Annotated in this window: 10 protein-coding genes; 8 read left to right on the forward strand and 2 right to left on the reverse strand. The window is 66.1% G+C overall.

The features are described from left to right. Window positions 1-4 precede the first annotated feature (4 nt). From ilvC to cimA, 8 genes are all read left to right on the forward strand, one after another. A complete protein-coding gene (gene ilvC / locus B9C43_RS32620) occupies window positions 5-1,018 on the forward strand; it encodes a ketol-acid reductoisomerase (protein ID WP_033380361.1) in 1,014 nt (337 codons plus the stop codon). 113 nt (window positions 1,019-1,131) lie between these two features. Continuing rightward, window positions 1,132-1,407 (forward strand): DUF397 domain-containing protein, encoded by a 276-nt coding sequence (locus B9C43_RS32625; RefSeq protein ID WP_033380360.1) that lies wholly within the window; start codon window positions 1,132-1,134, stop codon window positions 1,405-1,407. Between the two features lie 117 nt (window positions 1,408-1,524). Then, entirely contained in the window at window positions 1,525-3,123 is a 1,599-nt protein-coding gene (gene serA / locus B9C43_RS32630; RefSeq protein WP_033380359.1) for a phosphoglycerate dehydrogenase, read from the forward strand. Window positions 3,124-3,810: 687 nt separating this feature from the next. Continuing rightward, a complete protein-coding gene (locus B9C43_RS32635; RefSeq protein ID WP_084430655.1) occupies window positions 3,811-7,092 on the forward strand; it encodes a S8 family serine peptidase in 3,282 nt (1,093 codons plus the stop codon). 125 nt (window positions 7,093-7,217) lie between these two features. Then, the gene (locus B9C43_RS32640; protein ID WP_037257160.1) at window positions 7,218-8,261 is read left to right on the forward strand and encodes a 3-isopropylmalate dehydrogenase; all 1,044 of its coding nucleotides are present in this window, start codon (window positions 7,218-7,220) and stop codon (window positions 8,259-8,261) included. Window positions 8,262-8,427: 166 nt separating this feature from the next. Continuing rightward, window positions 8,428-9,009, forward strand: coding sequence for a hypothetical protein (locus B9C43_RS32645; protein ID WP_084430656.1), 582 nt, complete (start codon window positions 8,428-8,430; stop codon window positions 9,007-9,009). A gap of 367 nt (window positions 9,010-9,376) precedes the next feature. Next, window positions 9,377-10,051 carry a hypothetical protein gene (locus B9C43_RS32650; protein ID WP_084430657.1) on the forward strand — a complete coding sequence of 225 codons (675 nt, stop codon included), beginning with the start codon at window positions 9,377-9,379 and terminating at the stop codon, window positions 10,049-10,051. 210 nt (window positions 10,052-10,261) lie between these two features. Continuing rightward, on the forward strand, window positions 10,262-11,893 hold the full coding sequence (cimA, locus tag B9C43_RS32655; protein WP_033380355.1) for a citramalate synthase: 1,632 nt from the start codon (window positions 10,262-10,264) through the stop codon (window positions 11,891-11,893). Here the strand turns inward: cimA and B9C43_RS32660 are convergent. Both B9C43_RS32660 and B9C43_RS32665 read right to left on the reverse strand, forming a co-directional pair. Then, window positions 11,874-12,140, reverse strand: a complete 267-nt coding sequence (locus tag B9C43_RS32660; RefSeq protein ID WP_084430658.1) for a DUF397 domain-containing protein — start codon at window positions 12,138-12,140, stop codon at window positions 11,874-11,876. The two genes, cimA and B9C43_RS32660, sit on opposite strands and share 20 nt — an antisense overlap. A 20-nt stretch (window positions 12,141-12,160) precedes the next feature. Further along, on the reverse strand, window positions 12,161-12,961 hold the full coding sequence (locus B9C43_RS32665) for a helix-turn-helix domain-containing protein (RefSeq protein ID WP_235038985.1): 801 nt from the start codon (window positions 12,959-12,961) through the stop codon (window positions 12,161-12,163). Between the last annotated feature and the right edge of the window lie 26 nt (window positions 12,962-12,987).

Below are 12,987 nucleotides of genomic sequence, written 5' to 3' on the forward strand. Positions count from 1 at the left end.
CTAGATGAGTGTCGAGATCTTTTACGACGATGACGCCGACCTTGGCGTACTGAGCGGCAAGAAGGTCGCGGTCATCGGCTACGGCAGCCAGGGCCACGCGCACGCGCTGAGCCTGCGTGACTCCGGTGTCGACGTGCGGATCGGGCTGCAGGAGGGCTCGAAGTCCCGCGCGAAGGCCGAGGAGCAGGGCCTGCGTGTGCTGACCCCGGCCGAGGCGTCGGCCGAGGCGGACATCGTGATGCTGCTGGCGCCGGACACCAAGCAGAAGAAGATCTTCGACGAGGAGATCGCGCCGAACCTGCAGCCGGGCAACGCGATCGCCTTCGGCCACGGCTTCAACATCCGCTACGGCCTGATCCAGCCGTCGGCCGACATCGACGTGTTCATGGTCGCGCCGAAGGGCCCGGGTCACCTGGTCCGCCGCCAGTTCGTCGACGGCAAGGGCGTGCCCTGCCTGATCGCGATCGAGCAGGACGCCACTGGCAACGCGCAGGCCATCGCGCTGGCGTACGCCAAGGGCATCGGCGGCAGCCGGGCGGGCGTGATCAAGACGACGTTCAAGGAAGAGACCGAGACGGACCTCTTCGGCGAGCAGGCGGTGCTCTGCGGTGGCACCGCGGCGCTGGTGCAGAACGGCTTCGAGGTGCTCACCGAGGCCGGCTACGCCCCGGAGATCGCGTACTTCGAGGTGCTGCACGAGCTCAAGCTGATCGTCGACCTGATGTACGAGGGCGGCATCGCCCGGATGCGCTACTCGATCTCCGACACCGCCGAGTACGGCGACGTCACCCGTGGCCCCCGCGTGATCAACCCGGCGGTCAAGGAGGAGATGAAGAAGATCCTCGGCGAGATCCAGGACGGTTCGTTCGCCAAGGAATGGGTGGCCGAGGACGCCGCGGGCCGGCCGAACTTCCAGAAGCTGCGTGAGGAGGGCGAACAGCACCCGATCGAGGAGGTCGGCCGCAAACTGCGTGGCCTGATGTCCTGGGTGGACCGCCCGATCACCGAGACTGCCTGATCTTTCTTCCCCGCGAATGCCCCTTGGGAGATAGCTCCTGAGGGGCATTCGCATTTCAGTTCTGGGCGGTCGGCCGGACAATCAAGGCCGGCCGGGTGCTATACCTAGCGCTTATGAGTGGTGACAGCGCGCCGATCTACGACGACAAAGCCCATGTTCGCGGGAATCTCGACCTGACGAACGCCGAATGGCAGCGCGCCGCCGAACCGGGCGCCGACCCGGACGGTGAGTATGTGGAGATCGCGTTCGTCGAGCACACCGACGGCGTCACCTACACGGCGATGCGCAACTCGAAGCACCCGGACGGGACGATTCTGGTGTTCACTCCCAGTGAGTGGGATGCGTTCGTCCAGGGCGTTCGCGCAGGTGAATTCGACGAGCCCTGGTAGTGCGGCATAACTCATTCGTAACGTGTCTGTGAGGCTTTAGACTCCTGTGCGTCCGGGCCCGGCGTTGTACCCGGTCTGTCTCCCACATCATGAAATGATCAATTGGAGTGCGTTGCCGTGACTGCAACCAGCCGACCTGTTGTTCTGATCGCCGAAAAGCTGGCGCCGTCCGTGCTGGACGTATTCGGCGAGGAGGTCGAGGTCCGTCACGTCGACGGCACTGACCGTCCCGCACTGCTCACCGAAGTCGCCAACGCCGACGCGTTGCTCGTCCGGTCAGCGACCAAAGTGGACGCCGAGGTGCTTGGCGCGACCTCGCGGCTGAAGGTCGTCGCTCGTGCCGGTGTCGGCCTGGACAACGTCGAGGTCCCCGCTGCCACTGAGCGCGGCGTGCTGGTGGTGAACGCGCCGACGTCGAACATCGTCTCGGCCGCCGAGCACGCCGTGGGCCTGCTGCTCGCCGTCGCCCGCCGGATCCCCGCGGCCGACCAGAGCCTGCAGGGCGGCGCGTGGAAGCGCAGCGCGTACTCGGGCGTCGAGATCAACGGCAAGACCGTCGGTGTCGTCGGCCTCGGCAAGATCGGTCAGCTGTTCGCCGCGCGGCTCGCCGCCTTCGGCACTTCGTTGATCGCCTACGACCCGTACGTCTCGCCCGCGCGCGCCGCGCAGCTGGGCATCGAGCTCGTCGAGCTGGACGAGCTGCTGGCCAGGGCCGACTTCATCTCGGTGCACCTGCCCAAGACCCCGGAGACCAAGGGCCTGATCGGCGCGGACCAGCTGGCCAAGACCAAGAAGGGCGTGCTGATCGTGAACGCCGCCCGCGGTGGCCTGATCGACGAGCAGGCGCTGGCCGACGCGATCCAGTCGGGCCAGGTCGGCGGCGCGGGCATCGACGTGTTCGCCACCGAGCCGACGACCGCCAGCCCGCTGTTCGGCCTGCCCAACGTCGTGGTCACCCCGCACCTGGGCGCGTCGACGGCGGAGGCCCAGGACCGCGCGGGCACGGATGTCGCTCGCAGCGTGCTGCTCGCCCTGCGCGGCGACTTCGTACCCGATGGTGTGAACGTCGCCGGTGGCGCGGTCGGCGAGGAGGTGCGGCCGTACCTGCCGCTGACCCAGAAGCTGGGCCTCGTCCTGGCGGCGACGGGCAGCGGAACGCCGACGTCGATCACCGTCGAGGTGCGTGGTGAGCTGTCCAATGAGGACGTCTCGATTCTGCCGCTCGCCGCACTGCGCGGTGCTTTCCACGGCATCGTCGAATCGCAGGTGACCTTCGTGAACGCCCCGCGCCTCGCGGAGGAGCTGGGTGTCGAGGTCGACCTGGTCAAGGAGTCGGAGAGCGCGGCGCACCGCAGCCTCGTCACCCTCCGCGCGGTCTACGCGGACGGCGCGAGCATCACCGTGTCGGGAACGGTGTCGGGCCTCGCCCAGGTCGAGAAGCTCGTCGGGTTCAACGGCCGCAGCTTCGACCTGCGCGCCGAGGGCACCGTGCTGCTCGCCGCGTACCCGGACCGCCCCGGCGTGATGGGCACGGTGGGCACGCTGCTCGGCGAGGCGGGCATCAACATCGAGGCCGCGCAGATCAGCCAGACCAAGACCGGCAACGACGCGATCATGCTGCTGCGCGTCGACCGCCAGGTGGACGCCTCCGTGCTGGACTCGATCGGCCTGAGCATCTCGGCGACCAACATCCGCGCCGTGCAGTTCGACGCCTGATCAACGACCGCGAGTAGCAGGGCAGAGCCTCGGCTCTGCCCTGCGTTGTTGCTGGGTGGGGCTTGGTCTTTGCCCTGCACCGTTGCTGGTGGGGTTTCGGCCTTGCCCTGTGTGTTGTTGCTGGGTGGGGCTTGGTCTTTGCCCTGCACCGTTGCTGGTGGGGCTTGGGCCTTGCCCTGTGTGTTGTTGCTGGGTGGGGTTTCGGCTTTGCCCTGTGTGTTGTTGCTAGGTGGGCTTTGGCTCTGCCCTGCGCCCATTGATGGGCGGGGCTTCGGGCTTGCTCTGCGTGGCATTGTTGGGCAGGGCTTCGGCTTTGCCCTGCGTCATTGCTGGGTAGAGCGTTGGCTCTGCCCACCATCGTTGCTGGGAGGGCTTCGCCCTGGCCAGCGTCACCGCTGCTGCCCTGGTATCGCTCCCAGTCGTGCCCATTCCCCTAGCCGCCCGCCAGGGGGACCCCTGATTTCAGGCTATTGCAGGGGGAGTTCGCGGCGGAAGAGCGGCGGGGCCGTGCCTGTGGATAACCGCTGTCTGTGGACAACCGGGGGCATGGCTTCAACCCGACCAGCTGAAGTTCGCCCGAATGTACTAGGCCGCTACGCCATTCGCGGATAGGTTGCTTTCCGGCATCAACGATGCGCGGAGAGTGAGGCATGCGTGGCCCGTCCGACCGGGTGGAGAAGGCGTCCGGTGATCGCTACGGTCACGCTCGTGCTCGTCGCGAGTGTGACGACCGCGGGCACCGCGATCAGCAAACCAAGCGATTTCCCGCTGGCGGCGAGCCTTCCGGTCAGACAGCTGCCCGGCGCCGACAAGGTTTCCGCGCGTGTTGTCAGCTCGGGGCCGGTGAGCGCGTTCGTCGAGTTCGCCAAGCGTCCTGCCGTGGACGTCTACAACGAACAGTCCACTAGGGCCGGTGGCAATCGCGAGCAGGCCAAGCGGAAGGCCCGTGAAGCCGCCGACGACATCAGTCGGACGGCTGACACGCTGTCCGGAGCCCTGAAAACGCGAGACTCGAACGCTCACCTCGTCTACACGACGACCAACGCAGTCGCGGGCATGGTCATCCACGCCGATGCGGAAGCGATCCGTGAGCTGGCTGCCAAGCCTGAGGTGCAGTCGATCCGGCCGGTTGTGCCGAAGACACGCACGAACGCCAGCGCCCTCCAGGTCACCAAGACCCTCACCGCTTGGCAGAACACCGGCAAATTCGGCGACAAGGTCCGGATCGGGATCATCGACGACGGCGTCGACTACACCCACGCCACGTTCGGCGGCCCCGGCACGCCGGACGCCTACGCCGCGATCGACCGGACCAAGGTCGAAGCCGGCTACTTCCCGACGGAAAAGGTCGTCGGTGGCACGGACCTCGCGGGCGACCAGTACGACTCCTCCGGCTCACTCGGCTCCAAGGCGCCAGCGCCTGACCCGAACCCGATCTCGTGTGGCGATCACGGCACGCACGTCGCCGGGACCGCCGCGGGCTTCGGCGTGAACGCCGACGGCACCACATTCCGTGGCGACTACACCAAGCTCAAGACCGACGACATGCGGATCGGCCCCGGCTCCGCGCCCAAGGCCTTGATCTACGCCATCAAGATCTTCGGCTGTCTCGGCGCGACCGAGCTGACGTCGAAGGCCATGGACTGGGCGCTCGACCCGAACGCCGACGGCGACTTCAGCGACCGTCTCGACATCGTCAACATGTCGCTGGGCAGCGACTTCGGTGCGCCGGACGACCCGGACAGCCTGTTCGTCCGCAAGCTGGCGCGCAATGGCGTGCTGTCGGTCATCGCGGGTGGCAATGGCGGCGATGTGTACGACATCGGCGGTGCGCCCGGTAACACGCCTGAAGCGCTGACCGTCGCGAGCACACGCGACCCGTACGTGCTGCGAGACGCGGTCGAGGTGACCGCGCCCGCTGACGTCGCGGCAGCTGCGGGAGGCCAGTATGGCTTGGCGTACAAGGATTACGACCAGCTGGATCTGACCAAGCCCGTGGTCGCCATGACCACTGAGTCCAACAAGGACGGTTGTGATCCGTTCGCCGAGGTGGACAAGGCGCGAGTCGCGGGCAAGTTCGTCTGGCTGGAGTGGGAGGCGGACGACTCCGAGCGCCGTTGTGGCTCCGCGGGCCGCACCGCGCACGCGAAGGTCGCGGGGGCGGCCGGGGTGCTGTTGCCCTCAGCCACGGATCATTTCGACGGGGGTATCGCGGGGCTCGACAGCCTGCCGATCTTCCAGTTCACCGCGACCGCGACCAAGCCGCTGCTGCCCGCATTGCAGGCGGGCACGCTGACCGTGCGGATGCTCGGCTCGAAGCGTGGGACGTACAAGAGCCACTCACCCGAGATCAACGACACGCCAAGCGTTTTCACTTCACGCGGAGTACGCGGCCCGGCCGTGAAGCCCGACGTGGCTGCGCCCGGTGACACGATCGCGTCGGCGCTGTCCGGAAGCGGCAACCAGACCTTGGTGATCAGCGGGACCTCGATGGCCACGCCACTCGTCGCCGGGATCGCCGCGCTCGTACGGCAGGCGCACCCGGACTGGTCGGTCGAGGAGGTCAAAGCCGCGGTGATGAACACGGCGGGCGATGACGTACGCACCGAACCGAACGGGATTCTCCTTGCCCCGCAACGGGTCGGTTCCGGCCGGGCGAACGCGCAGTCCGCTTTGGACAATCAGGTGCTCGCGATGGTGCTCGAGGCGCCGGGCGCGGTGAGCGTCTCGTTCGGCACTGTCGAGGCCATGAACCGGATGTCTGTCGCTCGGACGGTCAAGCTGGTCAACAAGGGCAGCAAGCCCGCCGAGTTCGACGTGGCCTATCAGGAAATCACCAAGACCCCCGGTGTCCGCTACGAAGTCTCGCGTGGCCCGGTCCGCGTGCCGCCGCGCGGTACCGCGGCCGTGACGGTCACGCTACGCGTCGACGACCCGCTCGCGATGCGCAAGACGATCGACCCGACCGTCGCACCGGTACAGGAGGACTACGCCCGGCAGTTCGTCGCCGACGCCTCTGGCAGGCTCGTGCTGACCCCGAAGTCCGGTCCGGCACTGCGGGTTCCGGTGTACGCGGCGCCAAAGCCGGTCGCCAAGCTCAGCACCGAGCCGCAGGTCAGCTTCGACAGCAGGGAACAGGCCCTGCTGGCGCTGCGCGGCAAGGGACTGGCTCAAGGCGAGGGTCGCGAGTCGTACCGTTCGCTGATCAGTGTGCTGGAGTTGCAGGCGACGTCGCCGCAGTTGCCGTCGTGCCGTCGCAATCTGACAAAGGGTTGCACGGTCAACGACACCGCCAAGGGCGGCGATCTGAGGTACGTCGGCGTTGCGTCCACCGCACCCTATGCGGTCGAACAAGGCAAACCGGAGAATGCGATCCTCGCCTTCGGCATCGCGACTTGGGGGAACTGGTACAACGTTGGCAGCAACACGGTTCCGTACGTCGACATCGACACGAACGGTGACGGCAAGTGGGACTTCGAAGCGGCAGTGACGAAGCTCACCGGCACGGATGTCTGGGTGGTGAACACAGTGGACTTGGCAAAGCCCGGCACCCCGTCGGTGGCGCGCGTGGCTTTGAACGGGTCGCTGGGCGACGTGGACACCGGTGTGTTCGACACGAACGTGGCCGTGTTGCCGGTGCCGCTCAAGGCGATCGGCATCGACCCGGCCGCGGGCTCCGCGCGGATCTCGTACTCCGTGGGAGTGGCCGGGTACTACAGCCCGCCCGGTGCCGGCACCAACCTGATCGACAGCGTGGAAGGGATGTCGTTCGACCCGCTCAAGCCAGGTCTGCGGGCGACCGGTCAAGGCGAGGACGCGCTCGTGTTTCTCGCCAAGCCGGGAACAGCGCTGTCCATCAGGCGGGACAAGGCCGTGCTCAGTCTCGACAAGTCGGAAGGCCTGCTGGTTCTGAGCCACCACAATGCGACCGGTGATCGTGCCGCGGTGGTGCGGATTCCCGCACAATGAGATTTCGTGATCCGAAAGGGGGACCCCCAAAGCGTGGTCGAGGTACGGATGACCGGGTGGGTGCGGGTAGCCTTCCCTGAACTGTGTGGCCCGAAGGCTGGGCCTGTATCCACGGAGGTGTCTGCATGCGGCTCGCGGTGATCCCCGGTGACGGGATCGGGCCGGAAGTGATCGCCGAGGCCCTCAAGGTGCTCGGCGAGGTCATTCCGAGTGCTGAGATCACCCGGTACGACCTTGGGGCCGCTCGATGGCACGCGACGGGGGAGTTGCTGCCAGAGTCGGTTCTCGGCGAACTCCGGGAACATGACGCGATCCTGCTCGGCGCGGTCGGTGATCCGTCGGTGCCGAGCGGAATTCTGGAGCGGGGCCTGCTGCTGCGGCTGCGCTTCGAACTCGACCACCATGTGAACCTGCGCCCGGCGCGGCTGTACCCGGGCGTGCGCAGCCCGATCGCCGACCCGGGTGACATCGACATGATCGTCGTCCGTGAGGGCACGGAAGGCCTCTACGCGGGCAACGGCGGACTGTTGCGCAAGGACACACCGCACGAGATCGCGACCGAGGTCAGCGTGAACACGTCGTTCGGCGTGGAACGCGTTGTCCGCGACGCGTTCGCCCGTGCCGCGGCCCGCCCACGCAAGCACTTGACCCTCGTGCACAAGACAAACGTGCTCGCGCACGCGGGTTCTTTGTGGTCACGGGTGGTCGAGGAGGTGTCGCTGCAGCACCCGGATGTGACTGTGGCGTACCAGCACGTGGACGCGACGACCATTCACATGGTCACCGACCCCGGCCGGTTCGACGTGATCGTCACCGACAACTTGTTCGGCGACATCCTCACGGACCTCGCGGCGGCGGTGACCGGTGGCATCGGCCTCGCGGCGTCCGGCAACCTCGACATCACCCGGCGCAACCCGAGCATGTTCGAGCCGGTGCACGGCAGCGCCCCGGACATCGCGGGCCAGGGCGTGGCGGACCCGACGGCCGCGGTGCTGTCGGTCGCGCTGCTGTTGGATCACCTGGGTGAGCGGGAAGCGGCGCGGCGGATCGAGGCCTCGGTGGCCTTCGACCTGGCGACCCGCGACCACTCCTCACCCGGCGGCACGTACGCGATCGGCGACCGGCTCGCCGCGCTGGTCTCGTCGAACTCCTCGCGCACGACTGCGTAGTTTTCGCAGCTCAAAGGCCGCCTTCACGATCTCGTGGAGGCGGCCTTCGCTGGTTTGAGGCATCATCCCCGGCGCCCGCGAGTACACAGTGGACTGACGACGTGAGCACGGTGGCGGGGGTTCGGGCAATAGAGAGCCGGTTGGTACAGAGAGCTGGTGAGATGTGATGGCGGAGAATTGGAACGGGCCACCGATCGGATATTTCGCGGAGATCATTCCGGTCCAGCGTGTGGCGGCCCGATCAGACGTCGCAGTCGTAGTGCTCGTCGAGGTGCGGTGCTATCGCCAAGGCATCCTCTTCGAGCTCGTCGCAGCAACAGCGCGTACGCACCCGACGATGGACAATGAAGCCGACCAGTTCATCCACACGATCAGCCCGCCGATGTCGCAGGAGGAACCGCGCGACGAATTTCTCCGGTTCTATGTTTCCGGCCCCGGGATCACCGCGTCCAGCGCGGACGCTGTCCGGTTCCGCCGTCAGGCCATGGCTCCAGGAGATGGAGAATTCGTCCTGAACCCTGTCGCAGGTCGAGGGCGTTTCGGGCCGACGGTGTTCGAGTATCGCCAACCGCTCTGGTTGTCGCCGTTGCCACCACCACAGCCCTTCGACCTGGTCACCGAGTGGCCTGCGCACGGGATCGCGGACTCCCGTTTCACCCTGGACGGGCAGTACCTGGTCCGAGCAGCGGAGAACTCATCGTCCTTCTGGCCGATGTCCCCACCGGATGAACCTGGTGTGGAGGAGTGATCTCGATACCACAGACTTACCGCCTGTACTGGCCGATGAACGCCGTCGGCGCCTGGACGCAGCAACAACAGCGGTGACAGCAGATCGGTTGTGGCGCAATCACTTCCGGAAGGTTGAGCTTGCTGTGCGATGCCGTTCGTGAGGGCATGCTCGCCCTTGGACCAGTGGGCACTGGAGAACGGCCAAGTGCGTCATCGGCCTGAGTCATGGCGGCGTTCGCGGGCATTTCGGCGAATTCGCTTCGCCGGGGTGTCCGCGAGAGTATTTTGCGGCGAATGATGCGGATCCTGGGGCTGGTCGTTCTGCTTCTCGCTGGGTGTGGCGTGCGGGGTGCGCCTGAGCAGGCGCCGCCGGGTTCGCTTGAGGCGTGACTGAGCGGATGCGTGAAGCGACGTCGGTCAGGTTCGACGTCGAGTTCAAGTCGGAAGGCCGTCGGTCCTGGTGGTGGACGCGCAAAGGTGAGATGAGCCCCTTGTCCAAGGGGCGGCATACGCAGGGGACGCCGGAACCGACTCAACGGATGATCGAGCGCGTCAAGTCGTTCTACTCCGACGCGGTGTTGGAGTCCGTGGCGATCGAGCGGTTCTCGCGCGAGATCTATCTGCAGGACACGCGGTTGACCCTGCCGCAGGGCAAGCGCTGGGTGAAGCTGGATCTCAACACGTTCCCGAATGTCGAACGGGATGTGGTGATGACCTTGAACGACTTGCATCCCGGCAGCGTGTTCACCGACCTCGACCCCAGGACACTGGTCATTTCGCAGGGCACCGACGACCAGGGCGTGTGGCGGTACGAGCTCACCGCGGCCGCGAATGTCGAGTCCAATCCGAACACCGCACGCAAGAAGCCCGTCGAGGCGACGGTGTGGGTCAACCACGACGGGTTGCCGGTGAAGGTCGAACAGCGGTCGACCGGCGACGACGGCAACAGGAACACCAAGGTCACCAAGTATTCCGACTGGGACGCGACGCCTCCGGTCGAGCTACCGCCTGCTGCTGAGATCGCCGACGCCAAGACCGCGACGTGGACTGACCGCTACTGATGCGTCCCACGACCTGGGAGCGCCAGACCGGGGAGTGGTATTCGGACTCACGATGTGGTTTCATGCTCACCATGACCGCGTATGCCGTGATCATTATCGACCAGCGCGCTGGGTAGCTGAGCTCCACACCCGGCGCGCCGACCTCTCGCATCCTGCGGGAGGTTTTTTGTTTGTCCGGCACCGCTCGACAGCCCACCACCAGGAGAGACCGTGACCCGCACGACCCCGGCCGGCACACCGCTCGGCGACGACTTCCACGTGTACGACACGACGTTGCGGGACGGGGCGCAGCGCGAGGGCATTTCCTACTCGGCTGCGGACAAGCTGGCAGTCGCGAGGTTGCTGGACGAGTTGGGCGTCGGGTTCATCGAAGGTGGCTGGCCGGGTGCGTTGCCCAAGGACACGGAGTTCTTCGCGCGTGCGGCCGAGGGGGAGCTGGAGCTCAAGCACGCCGCTCTTGTCGCGTTTGGATCGACCCGCAAAGCCGGGACCACGGCCGCGGAAGACCCGCAGGTCCGGGCACTGCTGGACTCACAGGCACCGGTGGTGACGTTGGTCGCGAAGTCCGACCTGCGGCACATCAAGCTGGCGCTGAAGACCGATGTGGACGAAGCGTGCGAGATGGTCCGTGACACGGTCGCGTTCCTCGTCGGCGAGGGCCGCCGGGTTTTCCTTGACGCGGAGCACTTCTTCGACGGCTACGCCTACGATTCCGACACAGCGCTGAGGGTGCTCACGGCCGGTGTGGACGGTGGCGCGGACGTGGTCGTGTTGTGCGACACCAACGGTGGCCAGTTGCCGTTGCAGCTGGCCGACACAGTCAGGGAAGTGATCGACCGGACCGGGTTCCGGGTCGGCATCCACTGCCAGGACGACACTTCATGCGCGGTCGCGAACTCCATCGCGGCTGTGCAGGCGGGCGCGACGCACGTGCAGTGCACCGCCAACGGATACGGCGAACGAGCAGGCAATGCCGATTTGTTCGCCGTCGTCGGGAATCTCGTGACCAAGCTCGGCATGCCGGTGCTACCCACCGAATGCGTGCCCGAGCTCACCCGGGTCTCCCATGCTCTTGCCGAGATCGCGAATCTCGCACCCGACACCCACCAGGCCTACGTCGGGTCGTCAGCGTTCGCCCACAAGGCGGGCCTGCACGCGAGCGCGATCAAAGTCGATCCGGAGCTGTACAACCACATCGATCCGGCCGTCGTCGGCAACGACATGCGGGTACTGGTCACCGAGATGGCCGGTCGGGCCAGCCTGGAGCTCAAGGGACGTGAGCTCGGGGTTGACCTGGCCGGCCGACCGGCGGCGCTGTCAGGAGCGGTCCGCAAGGTGAAGGAGATGGAAGCGCGCGGCTGGTCGTTCGAAGCCGCGGACGCGTCATTGGAGTTGTTGCTGCGCGCGCAGGTCGCGGAGGCGGATCAGTCCCCTGTGGACACGCCCCCGTTCGTGCTGGAGTCGTACCGGGTGATCCTGGACCACCACGTCGGCGGCACGGTCGTGTCGGAGGCGACGGTGAAGGTGCACGTCGCGGGCGAACGCGTGATCGCGACAGCGGAAGGGAATGGTCCGGTGCACGCGTTGGACGCGGCGCTGCGCAAGGCGCTGGTGCCGCATCTGCCGTGGCTGGACCAGGTGGAGCTGGCGGACTACAAGGTCCGGATTCTCACGGAACACCCAGGCACGGACGCTGTCACCCGTGTCCTCGTGGAGTCGACGGATGGTCAGCGTGAATGGACCACGGTCGGCGTGCACGGGAACATCGTCGAGGCGAGTTGGCTGGCGCTGTGTGACGCGTTGGTGCACAAGGCACTGCGGGTCAGTACGTCAGTGTCCTGAGGAACGAGGACCAGGCGGCTCGGTCGAAGGAGAGGATCGGGCCGCCAGAGTTCTTGGAGTCACGAGTGGCGACACGGTCAGGGAGGGTGGCGACCTCGACACAATCGCCGTTGTTGCCGCTGAAGCTACTCTTGGCCCAAGCAACTTCGACGCAGGTGCCGTTGTTGCCACTGAAGGAGCTTTTCATCCAAGCAACCTCGACGCAGGCTCCGTTGTTGGCGCTGTAGCTGCTCTTCCTCCATCGCATGGCGCCCTCCAGGATTCAGGTCAATCGATCAACCCCCTGATCAGATTCAGTGATTTCGCAGGGGAGAGAGCGACCGACGTGAGATTCTCGACAACCATTTTATAGGTCTGCACGTCGTCTTGGTCCTGCACATAGACAGCGCCATCCACCCTTTCGGCGTAGGCGATGGACTGCGCCTGGGCGAAATCCAGCAAGTAGAACCCGCCTGAGGTCGCTGCATGCGGGCCATCCTCAGGGCGGATCGCCTGGATAGTCACGTTCGGCATCTTGGCCAAGGTCAGCAAGTGTCGGTACTGCGCTTCCCGAACATCGGGATTCCCAACATTCAGCCGGAGAGCGGCCTCGCCTATCACCGCATGCAGATGTAGCGGTGTCTCATCGGTCAGTCGCTTGGCTCGGGCCAAGCGGAAGGACACGAATCTCTCGGTCTGGTCGCGGCGGACAAACCCAGTCGCATCAGTGATCGCCTGGGCATACTTCTCGGTCTGCAACAGGCCTGGCAGCACCATCGGCTCGAACACGAACTCCGACTCCGCCAAGCCTTCGAGCCCCACGAAGGTCCTGAACCAGTCGGGAACCAGGTGCTTCCAAGGAGCGAGCCATGACTGGCCGCTGCAGGACCCGGCGAGGGAGGCCATGCGGTCGACATCCCGTTGCGGCGCACCATAAACAGTCATCAGGTTCGCCACATCGTCCGGCCACTGGCCGTACTTCCCAGTTTCCATATGGCCGAGTTTGGGTCTCCCGATTCCGGACTTCTCGGCTGCCTGCAGGATCGTGAGACCCGCCTTCTTGCGGTAGTGCACCAGCTCAGTGCCCACGAGCCAATGTAGAGCCGGTGGGTCAT

The sequence above is a fragment of the Kibdelosporangium aridum genome (genome assembly GCF_900176515.1).
GTDB lineage: Bacteria > Actinomycetota > Actinomycetes > Mycobacteriales > Pseudonocardiaceae > Kibdelosporangium > Kibdelosporangium aridum.